The organism is Neobacillus sp. SM06, assembly GCF_050496765.1.
Taxonomy (GTDB): domain Bacteria; phylum Bacillota; class Bacilli; order Bacillales; family Cytobacillaceae; genus JAEVLT01.
The window spans coordinates 133,176-153,866 of record NZ_JBNWEO010000019.1; the positions used below are offsets into that span (position 1 = coordinate 133,176).

General features: G+C 44.3%; 20 protein-coding genes and 1 riboswitch. Of the genes, 8 read left to right on the forward strand and 12 right to left on the reverse strand.

All coding sequences use genetic code 11. The features are described from left to right. Window positions 1–317: 317 nt before the first annotated feature. On the reverse strand, window positions 318–1,529 hold the full coding sequence (locus ACQYAD_RS17715; protein ID WP_430240401.1) for an MFS transporter: 1,212 nt from the start codon (window positions 1,527–1,529) through the stop codon (window positions 318–320). A 360-nt stretch (window positions 1,530–1,889) separates the two neighbouring features. On the opposite strand from ACQYAD_RS17715, the gene ACQYAD_RS17720 reads away from it, so the two are divergent. Together ACQYAD_RS17720 and ACQYAD_RS17725 are read left to right on the forward strand one after the other, a co-directional pair. Then, window positions 1,890–2,246, forward strand: a complete 357-nt coding sequence (locus tag ACQYAD_RS17720) for a DUF485 domain-containing protein (protein WP_430240276.1) — start codon at window positions 1,890–1,892, stop codon at window positions 2,244–2,246. Continuing rightward, window positions 2,247–3,773: a solute symporter family protein gene (locus ACQYAD_RS17725; protein WP_430240278.1), complete on the forward strand. Its 1,527-nt coding sequence runs from the start codon at window positions 2,247–2,249 to the stop codon at window positions 3,771–3,773. 95 nt (window positions 3,774–3,868) lie between these two features. On the opposite strand, the gene ACQYAD_RS17730 is transcribed toward ACQYAD_RS17725, so the two are convergent. From ACQYAD_RS17730 to ACQYAD_RS17745, 4 genes are all read right to left on the reverse strand, one after another. Then, window positions 3,869–5,743: an ABC transporter ATP-binding protein gene (locus ACQYAD_RS17730; RefSeq protein ID WP_430240280.1), complete on the reverse strand. Its 1,875-nt coding sequence runs from the start codon at window positions 5,741–5,743 to the stop codon at window positions 3,869–3,871. Between the two features lie 5 nt (window positions 5,744–5,748). After that, window positions 5,749–7,476 carry an ABC transporter ATP-binding protein gene (locus ACQYAD_RS17735; protein WP_430240282.1) on the reverse strand — a complete coding sequence of 576 codons (1,728 nt, stop codon included), beginning with the start codon at window positions 7,474–7,476 and terminating at the stop codon, window positions 5,749–5,751. Window positions 7,477–7,614: 138 nt separating this feature from the next. Then, a complete protein-coding gene (locus ACQYAD_RS17740) occupies window positions 7,615–8,049 on the reverse strand; it encodes a DUF2269 family protein (protein ID WP_430240284.1) in 435 nt (144 codons plus the stop codon). 15 nt (window positions 8,050–8,064) lie between these two features. Then, complete coding sequence (locus tag ACQYAD_RS17745) at window positions 8,065–8,418, reverse strand: ASCH domain-containing protein (protein WP_430240404.1); 354 nt, start codon at window positions 8,416–8,418, stop codon at window positions 8,065–8,067. Window positions 8,419–9,035: 617 nt separating this feature from the next. On the opposite strand from ACQYAD_RS17745, the gene ACQYAD_RS17750 reads away from it, so the two are divergent. After that, window positions 9,036–10,475 (forward strand): glycosyl hydrolase family 28-related protein, encoded by a 1,440-nt coding sequence (locus ACQYAD_RS17750; RefSeq protein WP_430240286.1) that lies wholly within the window; start codon window positions 9,036–9,038, stop codon window positions 10,473–10,475. Window positions 10,476–10,629: 154 nt separating this feature from the next. Here ACQYAD_RS17750 and ACQYAD_RS17755 read toward each other — a convergent pair whose 3' ends face one another. Continuing rightward, entirely contained in the window at window positions 10,630–10,791 is a 162-nt protein-coding gene (locus ACQYAD_RS17755; protein WP_430240289.1) for a hypothetical protein, read from the reverse strand. A 119-nt stretch (window positions 10,792–10,910) separates the two neighbouring features. Next, the gene (locus ACQYAD_RS17760) at window positions 10,911–11,252 is read right to left on the reverse strand and encodes a TetR/AcrR family transcriptional regulator (protein WP_430240291.1); all 342 of its coding nucleotides are present in this window, start codon (window positions 11,250–11,252) and stop codon (window positions 10,911–10,913) included. A 148-nt stretch (window positions 11,253–11,400) separates the two neighbouring features. On the opposite strand from ACQYAD_RS17760, the gene pepT reads away from it, so the two are divergent. The 4 genes from pepT to ACQYAD_RS17780 all read left to right on the forward strand — a co-directional run bounded on the left by pepT (window position 11,401) and on the right by ACQYAD_RS17780 (window position 15,719). After that, complete coding sequence (gene pepT, locus ACQYAD_RS17765; protein WP_430240293.1) at window positions 11,401–12,633, forward strand: peptidase T; 1,233 nt, start codon at window positions 11,401–11,403, stop codon at window positions 12,631–12,633. A 132-nt stretch (window positions 12,634–12,765) separates the two neighbouring features. Then, complete coding sequence (locus tag ACQYAD_RS17770; RefSeq protein WP_430240295.1) at window positions 12,766–13,827, forward strand: sulfite oxidase; 1,062 nt, start codon at window positions 12,766–12,768, stop codon at window positions 13,825–13,827. Window positions 13,828–14,132: 305 nt separating this feature from the next. Beyond that, the gene (locus ACQYAD_RS17775) at window positions 14,133–14,741 is read left to right on the forward strand and encodes a polysaccharide deacetylase family protein (protein WP_430240296.1); all 609 of its coding nucleotides are present in this window, start codon (window positions 14,133–14,135) and stop codon (window positions 14,739–14,741) included. A gap of 15 nt (window positions 14,742–14,756) precedes the next feature. Then, window positions 14,757–15,719: a CgeB family protein gene (locus ACQYAD_RS17780; protein WP_430240298.1), complete on the forward strand. Its 963-nt coding sequence runs from the start codon at window positions 14,757–14,759 to the stop codon at window positions 15,717–15,719. A 205-nt stretch (window positions 15,720–15,924) separates the two neighbouring features. On the opposite strand, the gene panF is transcribed toward ACQYAD_RS17780, so the two are convergent. The 5 genes from panF to queF all read right to left on the reverse strand — a co-directional run bounded on the left by panF (window position 15,925) and on the right by queF (window position 19,201). Continuing rightward, window positions 15,925–17,370 (reverse strand): sodium/pantothenate symporter, encoded by a 1,446-nt coding sequence (panF, locus tag ACQYAD_RS17785; RefSeq protein ID WP_430240301.1) that lies wholly within the window; start codon window positions 17,368–17,370, stop codon window positions 15,925–15,927. Next, window positions 17,367–17,651 (reverse strand): YhdT family protein, encoded by a 285-nt coding sequence (locus ACQYAD_RS17790; RefSeq protein ID WP_430240303.1) that lies wholly within the window; start codon window positions 17,649–17,651, stop codon window positions 17,367–17,369. Before ACQYAD_RS17790 ends, panF begins: the two co-directional genes overlap by 4 nt. A gap of 147 nt (window positions 17,652–17,798) precedes the next feature. Next, complete coding sequence (locus ACQYAD_RS17795) at window positions 17,799–18,179, reverse strand: peroxiredoxin family protein (RefSeq protein WP_430240306.1); 381 nt, start codon at window positions 18,177–18,179, stop codon at window positions 17,799–17,801. Between the two features lie 14 nt (window positions 18,180–18,193). Next, window positions 18,194–18,541 carry a DsrE/DsrF/DrsH-like family protein gene (locus ACQYAD_RS17800; RefSeq protein ID WP_430240309.1) on the reverse strand — a complete coding sequence of 116 codons (348 nt, stop codon included), beginning with the start codon at window positions 18,539–18,541 and terminating at the stop codon, window positions 18,194–18,196. A 159-nt stretch (window positions 18,542–18,700) separates the two neighbouring features. Continuing rightward, a complete protein-coding gene (gene queF / locus ACQYAD_RS17805) occupies window positions 18,701–19,201 on the reverse strand; it encodes a preQ(1) synthase (protein ID WP_430240312.1) in 501 nt (166 codons plus the stop codon). Window positions 19,202–19,320: 119 nt separating this feature from the next. Then, a riboswitch (PreQ1 riboswitch) is annotated at window positions 19,321–19,368 on the reverse strand. 149 nt (window positions 19,369–19,517) lie between these two features. On the opposite strand from queF, the gene ACQYAD_RS17810 reads away from it, so the two are divergent. Then, window positions 19,518–20,678 (forward strand): M20 metallopeptidase family protein, encoded by a 1,161-nt coding sequence (locus tag ACQYAD_RS17810; RefSeq protein WP_430240315.1) that lies wholly within the window; start codon window positions 19,518–19,520, stop codon window positions 20,676–20,678. The last annotated feature ends 13 nt before the right edge of the window (window positions 20,679–20,691 follow it).

Consider the following 20,691-nt stretch of genomic DNA (forward strand, 5'->3'; position numbering starts at 1 on the left):
CTAAAAAATTTGTCAATTGCAATTGCGCAAACAACCCAGCAAGCAAATTCATATTTTGCCCACTTTTTGGATTGTTACCAATAAAAATAATATTCTGAAAACATTGTACATAATAATTGACCTTTCGTCTAGTAGTACGTACTATTATTTTAAAATAATTGTAATAAATGGGTTTATTCATAAAAATCAGTTATTTTTAATTTATTTGTGTAAAAATTTTTTTGAGTAAAACGAATTGTGATTCAAAAGGATTCTTCTTTTTCTATCGGGACAAAAATAAAAGAATGAACGTTTCATTGCGTCCATTCTTTTGTTGCTTAAGCCAATTCTTTTTGTTTTGTTTCTTTTCCCAATACAAGGACACTTGCAGCGCCAATTAAAACAGATAGGGCAAAGAGGATGAAAATAGTCGAAATGGATACTTGTCTTGCCACAAGGTAGCCAACGAGAAGCGGACCAATGATGCCGCCTATTCGGCCAAAGGAAGCGGCCAAACCTGCGCCTGTTCCGCGAATTGCCGTCGGATACTGTTCAGGTGTATAGGCGTATAACGCTCCCCATGCCCCGAGATTAAAGAAGGACAATAATATTCCCGAGGTCATTAACAAAGCAGTTGTTCCAGCTGTCCCAAACCAATAAGCGCTAGCTGCTGTTCCCAATAAATAGACAATCAAAACAAATTTACGTCCAAATTTCTCAATCAGCCACGCAGCCGTAAAATAGCCAGGAAGCTGCGCAAGCGTCATCATCAAAATATATTCAAAACTTTTGATCAACGTAAAGCCTTTCATTACCATCACACTTGGAAGCCATAAAAACATTCCATAATAAGAGAAGACAACCGTGAACCAAAGAATCCAGAGCATCGTTGTCTGGACTGCATATTCTTTTGACCAAACCTTGGCAATGTTGGCAAAAACACTGGACTTTTCTTGTCCCTTTACTTTAGCAAACTGCGGAGAATCCGGCAGCCCCAATCGTAAATAAAGGGCATACAATGCGGGGAGGGCACTGATGAACAATGCCGATTGCCAGCCATATTTCGGAATAATGAAATAGGATATAATAGCCGCAGCAAGCCAGCCCCCCGCCCAAAAGCTTTCGAGCAGAACCACGACGCGCCCCCTTTTTTCTTTCGGAACGCTCTCCGAAACAAGGGTCGAAGCAACAGGCAACTCTCCGCCGAGACCCATTCCGATAAAGAAGCGCAAGATTAAAAATAACGCAAACGACGTGGTAAACGCTGCTGCCCCGCTGCCGATTGAAAACAATAACAAAGTAGCGATGAAAACATTTTTTCTGCCAATCTGATCAGCCATAACGCCAAAAAGAAATGCGCCTACGGCCATTCCGATTGAATTGAGGCTGCCAATCCAGCCCATTTGTTCAGTCGTTAAATTCCAATCGATTTTTAATGCTGCAATGATGAAAGAGAGCATGCCAACATCCATTGCATCAAACAACCAGCCCATGCCGGCAATGCCTAGCAGCTTGCCGCTTGAGACGTCATTTCTTCTATTTAGAACCATCTTCTGACCATATGCATCCACGCAAAGCCCTCCTTTTCGATCATCTAGCAATCTTTTTACATTATAACAAGTGTCATTACACATGTCACTATGTTTTTCATTCCTACCAATACTTTTTCACCCATTATCCGATTTTATCCCGCATAAAAATCCAATTGGTTGAATCCAGTGAAACATGCTGATGCTTGAGCGAGTTGCTTAATAATAATTACAAGTGTGCTTGTGTTTGTCGAAATTTGCATCACAAAAGATGGCTAACAGAATTTACAGACTATTCTAATAAATGTATAATAACTTTGTATCATAAACGAAAGGAGGATAGTGTTTATTTTTTACGGTCAAACAAAGGGGGTATTCTAAATGGCAGTAAATGAAAAGGATTTACCATACGGGGTCAATCGTCATTCCGCACTCGACTACACTGAAATTGTTCAATCATCTTCATTTCAACAACTTCTTCAGGAAAAGCGCAACTTTATCGTACCATGTTCCATTTTCTTCTTAGTCTTTTATTTCACCTTGCCAATTTTAACTGCTTATACATCTGTACTTAAAAGCAATGCATTTGGGTCGATCAGCTGGGGGTGGGTTTTTGCTTTTGCACAATTTATCATGACATGGGCATTATGTATGATTTATACAAAACGAGCAGCAAAATTTGACCAATCGGTCGAAGAAATCAAACAGGCGGCGGATCTAAAGGGGGCACAAGAATAGATGAACACAACAGCCTTTACACTCTTCCTCATCATTGTCGGCCTCACACTTGTCGTAACATACGTCGCTTCAAAACGAACAAAAACAACAAGCGATTTTTATACTGCCGGCAGCAGTTTAACTGGCTGGCAGAACGGACTGGCGATTGCCGGAGACTACATGTCTGCTGCATCCTTCCTCGGCATTGCCGGGATGATCGCCCTTTCCGGGTTCGATGGCTTCTTTTACAGCATCGGCTTTCTGGTCGCTTATTTGGTTGTCTTGTATATTGTAGCCGAACCGCTTCGCAACCTTGGCAAATACACAATGGCAGATATGATTGCCGCCCGGTTTAACGAAAAAAATGTTCGCGGCGTTGCGGCCTTAAATACCATTACGATTTCCACCTTCTATATGATTGCACAGTTGGTCGGCGCAGGCGCATTGATAAAGCTGCTGCTCGGCATTGACTATATATATTCTGTTTTAATTGTCGGTGTCCTCATGACCGTCTACGTTGTTTTCGGCGGAATGATGGCAACAAGCTGGGTACAAATTATTAAGGCTCTCCTGCTAATGGGTGGAACAGTGGTCATTTCAATTATGGTGTTTGCCAAATTTGATTTCAACGTCATGACAATGTTTGATCACATGAAAACGGCCACACCGTTAGGGGAAAAGTTTTTAAGTCCCGGCAATAAATTTACCAATCCACTTGACACGATTTCGCTTAACTTGGCATTGGTGCTCGGAACAGCGGGCTTGCCGCATATTCTTACCCGCTTCTTTACGGTAAAAGATGCGATCACCGCCCGGAAATCAGTGGTTTATGCGACATGGATTATCGGTATTTTCTATGTGATGACGATCTTTTTAGGCTTTGGCGCCGCCGCATTTGTCGGCTATGATAAAATTGTCGCGGCCAATGCTGCCGGTAACATGGCTGCACCGCTTTTGGCGGAAGCATTGGGCGGGGAATTCTTGTTCGCGTTCATTTCCGCGGTTGCATTTGCAACGATTCTCGCGGTTGTTGCCGGGCTTGTGCTGTCTGCCGCATCGGCGTTTGCCCATGACTTCTACAGCCATATCATCCGTCATGGCAAAGCAACAGAAAAGGAGCAGGTTGTCGCTGCACGCTGGGCATCCATCGGCGTTTCCGTGCTCTCCATTTTGCTTGCCTTGTTTGCACAAAAATTAAATGTTGCTTTCCTTGTTTCACTGGCTTTTGCCGTTGCCGCAAGTGCGAACTTGCCGGTCATCGTGTTTACGATCTTTTGGAAACGCTTTAATACTGCTGGAGCGATTACCGGTATGATTGTCGGGCTGATCAGTTCGCTCGTTTTAGTTGCCATCAGCCCAAACGTCTGGTCACCGGAAGTTGGTAAAGCAATCCTTGTCGGCAAGCCGCTTGTGACCTTGACAAACCCGGGAATCATTTCGATTCCGCTAGGCTTTATTGCTGCTTATCTTGGAACCGTGCTGTCAAGTAAGAAAGCAGACGTGAAGAAGTTTGATGAAATTCTCGTCAAAGCGAACACAGGATTGTAAGCTAAGAGGCTGCCAGGAAAACTCCTGGCAGCCTTTTTTGGTTCTTGAAAATTTCCCGGTGTGGACACCTTGTTTGAATCCAACCCAGGCGCCTCCTAATCAAAAGCACCTTCGACATTTTTGAACTGGTTGTAGTACATCTGGTAATACCGGCCGCGGGCTGCCATCAATGCTTGATGGCTCCCTTTTTCCACCAATTCTCCATGGTCAATCACCATAATCGTGTCGGCATCGCGGATCGTGTTTAACCGATGGGCAATGATAAAGCTTGTGCGCCCTTTCATCACTTCCAGCAAAGCATCTTGAATATGCAACTCTGTTCTTGTGTCAATGCTGCTTGTTGCCTCATCCAAAATCAACAGCGCCGGTTTCGCCAAAATGACCCGGGCAATTGCCAATAGCTGCCGCTGTCCTTGACTAAGATTGCCGCCGTTTTCTGACAACACGGTCTCATAGCCATTTGGCAGCCGCTGAATAAACTCGGCTGCATTGGCCAGCTCGGCTGCCGCCACCACTTCCTGATCAGTCGCATCCGGATTCCCGTACAGAATATTTTCCTTAATCGTGCCGGAAAAAAGGTACGTATCCTGAAGCACAAAACCAAAACTGCGGCGCAAGCTGTCCCTTGTATAGTCGCGAATATCCCTGCCATCAAGCAAAATTCGGCCACTTGTGACATCGTAGAACCTTGTCAGCAGATTGACAACCGTTGTCTTGCCCGCACCCGTCGGGCCAACAAGCGCCGTGCTGCTGCCTGCAGGAGCCTCAAAATGTATGTTTTTTAAAATCGGCACATCTGCCCGATAACCAAACATGACATTTTCAAACTGTACATGCCCTTTCGGATGGACCAGTGGAACGGCATTCTCGGCATCTGCCGGCTCTTCCTCTTCATCAAGAACTTCAAAAACCCGTTCCGCCCCGGCAACGCCCGATTGCAGCACATTGAAAATATTGGCAAGATCATTCAGCGGGCGGACAAATTGTCTCGAATACGTTAAAAAACTGGCAATTACGCCAACCGTGATACTATTTTGTACCGCAAGAATACCTCCGACTACGGCCACAACGGTAAAGCCAAGATTGTTGATCGCATTCATGATCGGCATCAAAAAGCCAGACCAAATTTGCGCCTTAAGGCCGACATCAAGCAGTTGGTTGTTGACTGCTTCAAATTCTTCAATTGCCTTTTGCTCATGATTAAATGCTTTGACAACTTGAAGACCGGAAATGGTCTCCTCAATATGACCGTTCAATTTTCCCAGTTCCACCTGCTGATTCTTAAACAAAACACTTGTTTTTTTCGCGATGGTTCTGGTTAATAAAAATACGAGCGGTACCGTGATGAGACTGGCAATCGTTAAAACCGGACTCAACACGAGCATCATTGCCAGCGAGCCAAGAATCACAATTGCACCCGACATCAGCTGGGTAGTGGACTGCGAAATCGTATTGCTGACATTGTCAATATCGTTTGAGAAGCGGCTCATCAGCTCCCCATGCGTTCGTGAATCAAAAAAGGCAACAGGCAATTTCTGCAGTTTCTGAAAAAGCGTGCTGCGCAAACTTCTCACAATCCGCTGAGAAACTCCCGCCATGAACCAGCCTTGCAAAAAGGTTAATACCGCATCGAAAATATAAGCAACAAGAAGGCCGACGATCATTGTTTCAAGCAGGGGAAAGTCCACTTTGCCGCCATGTAACGACATCGCATCGACAGCTTTGCCGATCAAATAAGGAGCCAGAAGCGTTAGGACAGAATCGACCACAATAAAGAGAAAGATCGAAAGCAGCACTTTTCGCTCTTTGCCAAAATAAGACCAGAGCCGTTTCAGCGTTCCTTTGAAATTCTTTGGTTTGACTACAGGGCCCCGCCCGTGGCGGAAGCCGCCTCCTCCAGGCCGCCCTGGCCCGGGTAGGACGGGTGTTAGCTGCGGATTGGCGTTAGGCTGTTGTGATTGTTGCACCATCGTTTTTAGCCGACCTCCTTGCCGAGTTGCGATTGGAAAATTTCCTGATAAACCGGACAGCTCTTTAGTAAGTCCTCATGCTTGCCAATCCCGGCGATTTCTCCGTGATCGAGAACGACGATTTGATCCGCATCCATAACCGAAGTGATCCTCTGGGCAATCAGCAAAAACGTAAGGTCTTTTGCGTACGTTTTCAGCGATTCCTTTATTTTTGCTTCTGTGGCCGCATCAACTGCACTTGTACTATCATCCAAGATTAAAATTTCCGGTTTTCTTACAAGCGCCCTGGCAATGGAAATCCGCTGCTTTTGCCCGCCGGAAAAATTCACGCCGCCCTGACCGATTTTCGTTTCGTATCCTTCAGGTGAGGCCTCGATAAATTCAGCAGCACAGGCCATTTCAGCAGCATGCCGGATTTCTTCAAACGAGGCCGCTTCTTTTCCCCAGCGGATATTGTCAGCAATACTACCGGTGAAGAGAATATTTTTCTGCGGTACAATCGCAATTTTTTCCCGAAGTGTTCGGGGATCGATTTTACTAATGTCTTCCCCGTCCACTTTGATCGTCCCGGAACTGACCTCGTAAAACCTTGGTATCAAGTTGACAAGCGTACTTTTTCCAGAGCCGGTTGAGCCAATGATCCCGACTGTTTCCCCCGGCAGGCATGTCAAATTGATTTTTTTCAATACAGGCGTGCCGGTCATCCCTTCATAGGAAAAGCAGACATGTTCAAAATCAATTCTTCCTTTTTCACCCGTGTTCCCTTTGCTTTCAACCGTCTTTGTTTCCGGTTCATCCAATGCGAAAATGTCAGCGATCCGGCTCGTCGAAGCCCTTGCTCGAACAAACATGTTGAAAACCATCGAAATCATCATCAAGGAAAAGAGGATTTGTGTCATATAGTTGATAAAGGCAATAATATGTCCCACTTGCATTTGACCTTTTTCAACCCCATATCCGCCCAGCCATAGCACGGCGACAATCCCGAGATTGACCGTCAGCATGATGGCCGGGCTGAAAATGGACATTAGGCGGCTCGCATTGATCGACTGGTCTTGAAACTCAAGGTTGGCAAGATTGAATTTGTTTGTTTCATAGTCAAACCGATTGAAAGCTTTGACGACCCGGACACCCGATAAATATTCACGCATGACGCTGTTGACGCGGTCAAGCGCTTTTTGCACTTTTTGAAAAAGCGGGAAGCCCAGCTTCATATTGGCCGCAATGAAAAGGGCAATGGCGGGAACGACGACGGCCAAAACAACCGAGAGGCGAATGTTTAAGCGGATCGCCATGATTAAGCCGCCAATCGCCAGCAGCGGCGCTTTGACAAAAATCCGCATCGTGCCGTTCACAAACACCTGCACCTGGGTAACATCATTGGTCAGCCTTGTCACGAGCGATGCGCGGTCAAACCGGTCAATATTTTTAAACGAGAGCGACTGAATTTTCCGAAACAAATCGGAACGCAATTCAGCACCTACATTTTGCGAGACTTTGCTTGCAAGAATGCTGCGCACCGAAGCAGATAACGCTCCGAACCCCGTAATCAGCAGCATCAATCCGCCCATTTTCCAAACATACGGGAGATTTTTTTCCGCCACACCGACATCGACAATCTTGGACATAATCGTTGGCTGCAACAAATCTGATACCGCTTCAAAGGTTAAAAATAAAATCGCAATGCTAAACAGCTTCCAATACTTTTTTGCGTATTTTTTTAAAAATTGCATAGGAGGTCCACCTTTATTCCATTCTCGAAGGGTTTGCTTCTTTCATTATAAATTTTTCTTCGGGTGACGAACAAATTTTAAACGTAAAAAAACAACAGCCTGAAAAGTGCTCCAAGCTGTTGTGATCGTTATGAAAATTTACCATAAGTTCGGTTTGATGACCATGAATCCAAGAACCACCAACAAAATCAGGATGTACCAGATCGTCGCACTCATCAGTTTCTTCGACAGTACCTCACGATCTTGCTTTTCCTCCGTAAATTTCCTTAGCAGCGGGGAAAAGGCTCTGGCAAAAAAATAGAGCGAACTAACCATAATCAGGATCGGAACAAGAATCCAGGACGTTGTCCATGTCCAACTGCTAAAAATGACAAGCAAAATCCCGGAAACAACCAAAACATGGGCAGCATGCATCGTCAAGCGAACGACAAATTTAAATGTACTGATATAAGCTTCCTGTGCGGCCGCCTGTGCATCACGAAGTTTCTTGATGATGGGCAAAACGGCAAAAAAAGGACCGATTGTCAAAATAGCACTGGCTATATGGATGTAAAGAAGGATGCGATGAGCCATCTTCATTCACTCCGTTCATTGCTCTGGTGCAGCATGAAATTCATGAACCCAGACACGCATGTGCGGAAGCCACGGCATTCCCGGATGTATTGACAGAATGGACTGTTTGTATTCTTCCAAATTGGCGAATCCTTCCCGCTTGGCGTCCTCATCCGTCAGATCTCCGAGCGATTGCGAATAGACCCGGTCGATCACGAACTTTTTCCCTTCAAGAACCATGATTTCACCAACATCGGCATAGCGTCCATTTCTGCGCGTCGCTGTTTTTTCACCGGCTAACACCTTTTTGACATCTTCCGCTACTCTCACCAACCGGTCAATGCTGCACGTTTTGGGCGGTAACGCACCATTACCATTATCCATTAAAATGACCACCTTTCAACTGTTCTACTTCCTATCATATAAACTATTATTACCTTTTATAAATAGCGTTTGCAAATTTTTAGAACAGAAGGGGCATTAACTGGGTTTTCAAAAAACCATGGGACAGGCCAACCGCGAATGTTGGTCATTGATCAAAGGGTCTTCAACTTTTATCTGCGAAAAATCCCCGTTTATCCGCGAGCTTTGTTCATTTATCCGCGGAGTTTTCCGTTTTATCCGCGAACTTTTCCGTTTTATCCGCGGACTTTTCCCGTTTATCCGTATTTGTCACTTTTTCGGCAAATTCCCCCACTTGTTTGTTTGCCACTCCGTACTTGTCCGCGGGAATTCCCCGTTTATCCGTGAAGTTTCTACTTTTATCCGTGGAGTTTGTTCATTTATCCGCGGAGTTTCTACTTTTATCCGCGAACTTTTCCGTTTTATCCGCGAACATTTCCCGTTTATCCGTATTTGTAATTTTTTACCTCGATGAAAATACACAAATCTACTAGCCCCTCTTTAAGCCATTGCAAATAACCAGCAAGCTTTCGCCTCACGCTTATACAATGGAAAAAGCGGGAATAATCAAAAGGAATTTACTTTGGTTGTGTGGTGGTAATGAAATGTTTGATCGAAATCATAATCCTGACTACAATGCCCGGCTGCTATTTGTCCTTGGCCATAAACGGTTTCAGCTCAATAAAGAAGTTATTCGAACCAATCGTTTTTTTGCGGCCATCCAAAACGAGCCAACGCCAAAAACGGCACCTATTTTTCCAGAGTGGCTGAAAAAGCTGGACATGGAATACGAAAAGCTTTTAAAAAAAGTGAAAAAGGAAGTCAATGTGAAAGAATTTGGTGCAAAAGGTGATGGCAAAACAGATGATACACAAGCCTTTCAAAAAGCAATCGGCGGAGGGAGAGTAAAAGTGATTGTTCCAGACGGCGTTTATCTGACAAAAGGAATCCAGCTTCCTTCCTACACAATCCTGACAGGCAGCGGCAAAAGAAAAACAACGCTAAAGCTGCATGACGATGCGCCAAAAAGCACAAGGCTTGTCACCAACTCCCATTATTGGCTGGGAAATCACCATATTTATATTGAGGGATTGAGTTTGGATTGGAATGTGGAAAGACTGGGAACGCAGCCGAAGACAAGCACAGGTGGGAATCATTCCAGCTGCGTAACATTTGCCAATGTAAAATTCGGCTGGGTGAAAAAGGTAGAGGCGATCAATCCCGGCCTTCATGGGTTTGACATTACCTCGCCGTATTACGACTATCGTGGTGATGGAAAAAGAGGCTGGGGCGGGAGCCGGTATATTTGGCTCGACCATCTGATCGGCCACGGCTTTGGCGATGACGGCATCACCACCCATCACAGCGAAAATATTTTGATCTCTTATTCCCATATGTGCGACCCGAGCGGCAGGGCGCACGCGAAAGGTTTTTCCAACTCCAATGGGATCGAAATTGACGATGGATCGAAAAATGTTTGGCTTTCCAACAATTCAACAGCCCATTGCTTTGGCGGAGTTGAAGTCAAGGCCCATGAAAATTCTTCCGCCGCAGCAAACGTGCAAATCATTGGCCATTTGTCAATAAAGGATAACCGGTCTTTCAATTTTCGTCATATCGGCCACCACAAAAAGACCGATCCAGAGTCAAAAACGGCATACTCGATCCGCGCAACCAATCTAGTCGCCGTCGCACCTCAATATACTGATTTATATAAAAGCTCTGCGCCAAGAGCGATGGTCGTATCAGCTTATAAAAATGTAGTGATCAATCAATTTACCGTAATTGGCGATCCTGCCGTTGATTTTAAGGGTCATCCCGTCATTGCCGTTCAGTACCGTGCCCGCAACATTGTACTCAATCAAGTTACCGTACGAAATGTTTGCAATGCCGGAGCAGGCATTAAAGTATTTGGCGGTGATCACCATGCAGACGATGTTTCAATTCGAAATCTCGATTGTCTTCAATGCGGCGGCAAGCCAGTTGTGATCGGGCAGGGCGTTGCCAATGTTCGGACAAAAAATATACAAAGCCGTAGATGTTAAAAGGCAGCGTGCAAATGCGCTGCCTTTTAACTCCAATCAGAATTTCATATCCCTTTTCGAAAAAAACAGGTAGGTGGCCGAAACAAAGCCAGCGATCAAAACAAGCGACACGGTAAAATATAACGGATCAAGTGCTCCGTTCTGTAAAATCCGCTTATTTATAAAAGCACTTTTTTAGAATCCCAGCGTATTCATTGACTTCGGCAAACAATTGTTCACCATTCATTTCCGAAGAATGCAACTGTTTCGCCTTTTGCATTCCTTCATTTCCAAAGCTCTCGAACGTCCACATAATGATTTTCAGCGCCTTTTTCACCACAACATCCTCCCGGAACTTCGAAACGTCAATCCCTTCAAACATCGATTCAGATTAAAAGCCGTCCGTTCCCTTTTCCGCTGATCAAGCTCATGCGACACCTGCACCGCATCCTCCATTTACGCCCTCTCCAAAAATTTAAACACATCCGGAAACTTTTGCAGCAATTCCATTTTGATCAATGAAGCTTGTTTGGTTCTTTCGAAAAAGTCTGGCTCCGACAGGTCAATTTTTTGGTAAAATTCGTTTGTAATCACCTCTATAAAGTAATCAAACATAAACAAAAACAGCTGCTTTTTATTTTGAAAATAATGAAACAGCAGTCCCTTCGCAATGCCCGCTTCTTTCACCATTACGTTTGTCGAAGCATTTACAAAGCCTTTCTGGGCAAACTCTTTACTAGCGGCATTTAAAATTCGGATCTGTTTCTCAAGATCAAGTTGGAGGAATTTTTCAAACACTTATAAAGCCTTCTTTCTAGCAGGATTGACCACTCTAGTCAGTTCCATTGCAGTTCCATTGACTTATCTGGTCAATAGATGATTTGCCCATTTGTTGAAAAAGTTATGATATGATGAAGCTAATGAATCAAGAGGAGATGAACCCATAGTGAAAGACGAAATCATTGCCCGATTCACTTCGTATGTTAAAGTGGATACCCAGTCAAATGAGGAAAGCAGCACCTGCCCTTCAACCCCGGGACAGCTAGTCCTTTTGAACAAATTAGTTAAAGAATTAAAGAAAATCGGTATGGAGGACGTAACGATTGATGAAAACGGCTATGTCATGGCAACGCTTCCAGCGAATACGGAAAAAGATGTCCCGACAATTGGCTTCTTGGCCCATGTCGATACCGCTACCGATTTTACCGGCAAAGGGGTCAACCCGCAAATCGTCGAAAACTACGATGGACAGGATCTGACCTTGAATGATTCCTTACATATCGTGTTATCAACAAACGATTTTCCACAGCTTGCTGATTACAAAGGACAGACGCTGATTACAACTGATGGAACAACTTTGCTTGGTGCAGATGACAAGGCCGGTGTTGCTGAAATCATGACGGCAATGGCTTACTTAATCAATCATCCGGAAATCAAGCATGGAAAAATTCGCATTGCCTTCACGCCCGATGAAGAAATCGGCAGGGGACCGCATAAGTTTGACGTTAAGGCCTTCAATGCCAATTATGCCTACACGGTTGACGGCGGACCGCTGGGCGAGCTCGAATATGAAAGCTTCAATGCGGCGGCCGCAAAGCTTACATTTAAAGGAACCAATATCCACCCGGGGACTGCAAAAGGTAAAATGGTCCATTCCGCAAAAATCGCGATGGAGTTCCACGGCAAGCTTCCAGCAAAAGAAGCACCGGAATATACAGACGGATACGAAGGATTTTATCATTTGATTTCCTTTCATGGCGACGTGGAAGAAACGAAGCTGTACTATATTATTCGTGACTTTGATAAGGCCAACTTCGAAGCCCGCAAAGCCACGGTTGAAAAAATTGCAAGTGAGTTGAAAGCCAAATACGGCGAGAAAGCGATTGTTTTAGAAGTAAATGACCAATATTATAATATGAAGGATAAAATTGAGCCGGTAAAGGAGATTGTCGACATTGCCCATGAGGCGATGGAAAACCTCGGAATTAAGCCCATTACGAAACCAATCCGCGGCGGCACCGACGGCTCCCAGCTTTCCTATATGGGACTGCCAACGCCAAATATTTTTGCAGGTGGGGAAAATTTCCATGGCAAATATGAGTTTGTCTCGGTTGAAGTGATGATGAAAGCAGTCAAGGTCATTGTAGAAATTGCCAAATTGTTTGAGCAAAAAGCGTAGAATAGAGCTAATGGACCAAATTCTTTTGGTCCATTTTTCTTTTTCAAAAAGCTTAGCGCGAGACTAAGCATAACATTTGCCGAAAACAGCATATGCTTTACTATTGATTGCTTTTTCTTGGAGGGATCACCATTGAACGATCAGCCGTTTCTTGCAAAGCCTTATTTGCTTACGCACAGCTTAATGCCGGAAAACCACGAGACCCCCATTTCGTTTATTGACACGCCCTTCGTCCCGAATAAGTATTTTTATCGACGAAATCATTTTGCCTATCCTGCCTTATCGTATTCAAGCTATTGGCTTCCGATCGGAGGATTCGTGGAAACACCAACGGTATTTACCCTAAAAGATCTACTTCAGCTGCCGGCAAAAACTCTGAAGGTTGCTTTAGAGTGTTCTGGAAACAAGCGCGACTTTTTCCAGCCAAAGGTGTTTGGCGAGCAGTGGAAACGCGGCGCCATCAGCCAAGGCCAATGGAAAGGTGTTCCGCTTCGGACATTGCTGGAAAAAGCCGGACTAAAGGAAGGAGCTGTCGATGTCGTTGTTGAGGGCTATGATTATGGACCGCGAACCGATTTGGACAAAACCTATTCGTTTATGCGAAGCCTGCCGCTCGAAAAGGCGATGGATCCGGATACAATCATTGCCTACGAGTACAACCAGAAACCGATTCCTTTTAAACATGGATATCCTTTAAGACTGATTGTTCCGCAATGGTATGCGGTAGCTTCCGTCAAATGGATCAAACAGATTCAGGTGATTGACAAGCCATTTAAAGGGCCGTTTCAAACAATTGATTATGTATATTATCCCCATAAAGACGACGATCGCGGCGCTTTTCCGGTGACGACCATGAATGTGAATTCATCGATTCAGTATCCGTTGGAGTACGAACTTCTCAATACGGGCATGCACGTTATTAAAGGGATTGCTTCCACAGGCATGGGAACGATTTCAAAGGTGGAAATCAGTACAGATGAAGGCGAAACCTGGAGGACTGCCGAAATCGCGGCAAACGAAGAATTTGGATGGACTTCCTGGTCTTACAATTGGACTGTTCACGACAAAGGAGAGTACACCATCCTTTCCAGGGCAACTGATTCATACGGGCGAACACAGCCTGAAACTGCTTTTTGGAACCGGAAAGGCTATGGTTATAATGCAATCGACCGGGTGAAAGTGAAAGTGGAATGAAACAGGGGGACGGCACCTCTGTATTTTTTTGGAAATCAAGAGGCCGATGCTTCCTTTTTGTGGAAATACAGATAAATGGCAAATTCTCGCGGATAAACGGAGATTTTTCGCGGATAACAGACAAATTCCCGCGGATAAACAGAGCTCACTCGCGGATAAAAGTTGAAATCATACGGATAAATCGATAAACCTAACGGATAAATTTCTGGATTGAACAAATTACCTTCTAATTTGTATTTTTGCCGTGCCTTCTTTCTTTAAAAGAAATACCGTATTACTATATCGCTGCAAAAGATGGTGAGATTTTGATTAAAAAAGAACCAATGATCTTTACTCATGGCAATCGGACCGTTCCGAAAATCGCAGTAACCTTTGATGGCGGCAGCACCGACTTTCAAACCGAAAGAATCCTTCGTATTTTACAAAAAACTGAAGCAAAATCGATATTCTTTTTAACAGGGGAATTTATAGATCACTATCCCGAACTTACGAAAAGAATGGTTCAGGACGGCCACGAAATCGGCAATCATTCAAATCCTCATCCGGATTTCACCAAATTGAGTACGGATGAAATGATCAAAGAGATAGCCCTTTGTGAAGAGAAAATTTTTCGAACCACTGGAATTACACCCCGTCCGCTTTTTCGCCAGCCGTATGGCTATTACAACCAAAAAGTTCTCAATGCTGTTCACCAGGCCGGCTACAGAAGCATTCTTTGGAGTTTGGACTCGCGCGATTGGAAACAACGCAAAACCAATTATCTTGTCCACAAAATTGTTGGCAAGGCAGAAAACGGTGATATCGTGTTATTCCATTTGAACAGCAAAAACACTCCTGAAGCATTGGAAATCATTCTCCCTTTACTAAAAAACAAATTTCAGCTTGTAACAATAAAAGTGCTTCTTGGACTTTGAAAGAGGGTACAGGCCGTGAACATTTTGTTTCTCGAGGATCATCCGATGTGGATTCACGGGCTTCCAAATGGATTTAAGGATCTTGGCCATCATGTAAAAATTTTCGGATTCCCTCAGGAACGAATGCTTACGGATTTCCATCCCGACCTGATCGTTACGATGGGATGGACAAAGAGAACCAACTCACCCCATAAGCAAGCAGAAATTAAAAAATTTGTCCGACAGGCAAAGGTACCTCACATTTTTTGGTCTACTGAAGATCCTACCCATTCCAAAACGTTCTCGATTCCTTATATTCAAAATACCGAGCCGAATTTTATTTTTACCATTTGTCCTGACTCTGTCGCTGATTTTAAGCAATTAGGCTATCCTGCCGCCCACATGGACTTTGGTTATCATCCAAACGTGCATTTTCCAGTTAAAACAAGCCAGCATTTTTCGATCGCATTAGTGGCAAACGCCTACCCTGATATTTTGCAAAAATACCCGAACCATTATCGGCATCAAGCCATTGATATCCTTATCCGCCCGTTGATCGAGAAGAATAAACGAATTGATTTTTGGGGGAGGGATTGGGAAAAGATGAGTATCTATTTTACAAAAGAGTTGCCGCAAAGCTGGCTGCACGGCTATCTAGACTATCAAAAAGCCAATACTGTATACTCCGGCGCTGATATTGTATTGGGTCTGCAAAATCATTTAACACAGTTGACCCAGCGCACATATGAAATTTTAGGATCAGGGGAATTTTTACTGACAATAGATACTCCGGAAATCAACCGCCTTTTTAAGCCAGGGGTTGACTTGGTCACGACCAAAAACAAGCACGAAACGATTGAACTAGTTACCTACTATTTAACCCATCCTGATGAGCGCAAACAAATTCAGTTAAACGGTCTTAAAGCAGTCCAGAAGCACTCCTATACAAATCGGGCTCGATATATACTGGAAACACTCCAATCCCATTCAATTTTGTAAAAAATAGCAAAACTAGCTGTTCTAAATTAGATCCATTTTTTGGAAATACGGATAAATGGCAAATTCTCGCGGATAAACGGAGATTTTTCGCGGATAAACGAACGAAATACACGGATAAACCTCAAAACTACACGGATAAAACACAAATTCCCGCGGATAAAATTTCCGAATCATTAAAAAGGAACCGCCACGAGCGGTTCCTTTTCTATTTTTCCAACTGAAGGGCAATGGTGCTCTTCCGAGTTGCCAAACTGCCAACGACAAATGCGATCAGGGAGATGACAATTGGCAAGACGACTGTATGCATGCCAAACGCATTTGGATAAAAGCGATCCAAGAAAATATAGGAACCCATTCCGAAAGTCATCGACGAGATCGCTCCATACTTATTGCCTTTGCGCCAATAAAGACCAAAAATCACCGGCCAGATAAACACCGATTCCAAACCGCCGAACGAAAATAAATTCAGCCAGACAATTAAATCAGGCGGACTTAAGGCGAGAAAAATCACGAGTATGCCAACAATCGCGGTCACACTGAAACTGACTTTTTTCACATGATTCTCGCTTGCATGGGGCTTTATATAATTCAAATAAACATCCTTTACCAGCGCGGAACTGACCAAAATCAGCAAAGCATCCACCGTTGACATAATTGCGGCCATTGGCGCCGCAAGGACAACCCCAGCAACAAATGGCGGCAGAACCTTCATGGATAAGAGCGGCATCACCGTATCGCCAACCTTGATACCCGGGAGAACAGGGCGGGCAAAAACGCCAATCAGGTGCATGCCTAACATAATAAAACCGACAACAATCGTTCCAATAATGATTGCCCGGTGCATCGCTTGTGAATTTTTATACGACATCGCCCTGACCGTAATTTGCGGCAGACCGACAACACCGACACCGACCAAAATCCAAAAAGAGGAGACGTAAGCGGGCGTTAACGTACCCGTGGCGCCAAACGGGCTGATCAAATTCGGATTTTCCGCAGCCAAACGGGAGATAATGGTTGGAATCCCCCCGCCCGCTTTAATGGTTGCGATCAATAGAATCAGCGTGCCGCCAAACATCACAACACCCTGTACGGCATCCGTGAGGGCGACCGCGCGGAAGCCGCCGACAATGACAAAAACAAGAACCGAGGCAACAAATAGCAGCAATGCCGCCGGATATGCCAGCCCGGTTAAAGACTCAATCAGCCGTGCACCGCCGATCCACTGCGCAGTCATCGATGAGAAAAGAAAAACAATAATGCTCGCCGCTGCTAACAACACAACCGTTTTGCTTTGATACCGTTGCTTTAAAAAATCGATCAGCGTAATCGCTTCATATTTACGGGCGACAATCGCAAATTTCTTCCCCAGCACCATAAGCACGAAATAGCCTGTTGCCAGCTGTGCCATCGCCAAGAGCACCCAGCCGAGTCCTTGCGTATAGGCAACTCCCGGGCCGCCAATGAAGCTGCTGGCACTTCCATACGTCGCCACCATCGTCATCGCTAAAATAAAACCGCCAAGCTGGCGTTCGCCTAAAAAGTATTCTTGGAGAAACGAATTGGATTTGAGCACAAATTTATTGGACCAGAAACCGACTGCAAAAATAAGCAGTAAAAAAAGCAACAATGGGGTAATGACCGCCCAATTCATTTGCTTTCCCCCTCTTTATCCTCAAAGGGAACATCTTTAAAGAAAAATGTAACTGCAATGGTCACAAGCACAACCATGACCACAAACCCGGCAATACAGCTGTAAAAGAACCATGCCGGCAAGCCAAATACATATGTATAATCTTCTACCTTCCCGGAACCAAGTCCATAAGCAAAACCGTACCACCAAATAAAATTAATGATGACAAGGATCACGCCGATGAGTGCTTCCCTGTGGGCAATTTTAAACCGCTTGTCCGCTGGATCAACTGTTTTTTTCAACAGTAACCCTCCTTATGTAAAAAATGACTTCTACTATAAGATCATACTTAATTTTCTCTCATTTCTAAAGCCTTTCTGCTTATTTTTTCATTGAATCGAATTTTTAGTAAAAAAAAGCACCAGGAATACCTGATACTTTTTTTACTATTAAAAATGAAGAAAAAGATCGGCAGATGCAGCTTCGTTTAAAATCCATTTAATCGGGACTTGTTCAGCGTAATGGCGAAATTCGCAATGATCTCCTACATCTAAATCGACCACATACAGCTGCACACCCATCTCTACCGCAATATCAAGCAATTCGGGAATAGAGGTAACACCGAAATTGGTTAGGGCATGGGACAAATAGTCCAATCCTTTAGACGGAACCCCTTTATAGCTTTTATCTAAAATAGTAACCCCTCTCCGGGAAAAAGCTAGAATAACTTCCGCTCCCGAGGAAACGGCACCGACGGCTATATTCAATGGAGGATAAGCTGACTCCAATTCATCATGGAGTGCCATGATCACCACTTTTTTCTGGTCCATAACCCATTCCCCTTTCAATAGCTTAGTACTGAATCAGCCTGATAGGCCAATTTTAAAAAAGTAGCGACCCCAGCCAGCTCAGCCCCTTCAATCAACTCGAGGCCATCGGCAATCAAAACGTTCATCTGGCAGCCATACAGCTTGATCCCTTTCCCCAGTGCCGCCTGCAGTAAATTCGCCAGTTCCATGCCGCGAACCTGCTCCATCATCCCTACATAGCGTTTGTCTAAAACCCTCGCACCATCGAGGTCGAAGAAAATGGCAACTTCATCCTGATCCGCCACCTTTTTAAGCGCTTCCAAAAGAACAAAGGGAACATTTGAACTTAATGACACAAAGTAAACGACCTTCTTTCCCGCCACGACAATCCCTTCTCTCTCCGTCTTCAAGAATGGTATAACCTTACACCTTCATTATACCCTTTTGGGTATTGAGAGAACACTTTACGTATCCAAAAACGGAAAAACCCCCGGTGACTCTGAACCAAAGGGCCCTTTCCTTTTAAAAATAACGTTCTTTCTTCAGCGGTTATCTACTTTCTCCGGATACAGATCATGGTTCATCATGCGGAATTGAGCCATTTCTTCGAATTTTGTCCCTGGACGTCCGTAGTTGCACCATGGGTCAATCGAAATCCCGCCTCTTGGGGTAAATTTCCCCCAAACCTCAATATAACGGGGATCGAGCAGCTTAATTAAATCGTTCATGATGGTGTTGACACAATCCTCATGGAAATCTCCGTGGTTTCGAAAACTGAACAAATACAACTTCAGCGATTTGCTCTCCACTATTTTTTTATCAGGAATATACGAAATGTAAATGGTTGCAAAATCGGGCTGGTGGGTCAGCGGGCATAAGCTTGTAAATTCCGGGCAATTGAACTTCACAAAATAATCGCGCTCAGAATGGAGATTATCAACTGCTTCTAAAACTTCCGGGGCATAATCAAATGAATACTGTGTATTTTGATTTCCCAATAGCGTTAGATCCTTTAAACCTTGTTCCTGGCTGCGTCCAGACATAGAAAAACCTCCTGTAATGATTTCCCATACTTTAGCAGGAGGGCTCACTCTACACTTCAACGAACAGAACAGCAACAAAAGCGCCATACCCCTTATGGACATGGCGCAATAGTTGGCGTGTATCCATAGTTTTTTATAGAGGGTTTACAGCTATGAACCTCTCCCGATCAAGTACGGGTATTTAATTCTTCCTTATCATATAAAACGAGACAGAATTCGTCAACTTCGAAAAATACTTGCGTTGTTCGTGAATGTATTATACAATTTACTGACTAAATATACAAAACTACGAATCTGTTATGACGGAGGGTTTCGAATGTACAAAACAACGTTCATTGATACAGCATTACAAGATTGGGCCATCCAGCAACGCAGACATTTCCATATGTATCCTGAGCTGTCTGGACAGGAATACAAAACAGCTGCCTATGTAAAAGAAAAATTAACCGAGTTCGGTATTGAAATCGATCATCGCTACACTGAGCCAAGTATCATCGGCTATTTAAAAGGAACGGAAGGAAAAAAAACCATCGCCCTTCGCGCCGATATGGATGCTTTGCCGCTTCAGGAAGAAGGGGAAGACAAGCCATACCTTTCAACCATTCCCGGCGTGATGCACGGCTGCGGCCATGATGGCCATACTGCCATCTTGCTCACGGTAGCCAAGTGGATGAGTTCAAATCCTCATTTAATCAAAAACAATATCGTATTTATTTTCCAAAGCTCAGAAGAAGCGTCGCCAAGCGGTGCGCAAAAGCTTGTCACAGAAGGCATTTTGGACGGGATAGATGCCATTTATGGCGTCCATTTAATGTCCACCATGCCGCTTGGGAAAATTGGCTTTGCTGTTGGCCCTGCGATGGCCTCAAGCAATGATTTTGAAATTACCATTAAAGGAAAAGGCGGACACGGTGGCTACCCGCACGAAACCGTTGACCCCATCTACATTGCGAGCCATCTGATTCAAGCATTTCAATCAATTATCAGCCGAAACGTAAATCCGCTTCATGCAGGCGTTGTTTCATTTGGCGGGATGCAGGCGGGAAACTCCTTTAATGTCATTCCATCTGAAGTTAAACTGACAGGCACGCTTCGGGCAATGACGTATGAAGCCGCCGCTTTATTGAGACAAAAAACCGAACAACTGACAAAAGCCATTTGCGCAAGCTTTGGGGCAGAGGGTCACTATACGTTTATTGAGGGAACACCACCGTTGTACAACCATCCGGAAGCATGCGAATTTGCCAAGGACGTGATCGTCAACACATTCGGCTCTGATGCCTTTTTGCCGATTGAACCCGTTATGGGTGCCGAGGACTTTTCCTATTATTTAAAAGGGAAAACAGGCGCATTTATAAATGTTGGCATGCAAAGTGAAAAAAGCCAATATCCACACCACCACCCGAAATTTGATATCGATGAAAAAGCCATTCCCGCCGCGATTGAACTGATGATTCAATTGGCGTTAAATGCATAAAAAAAGAGCAAGA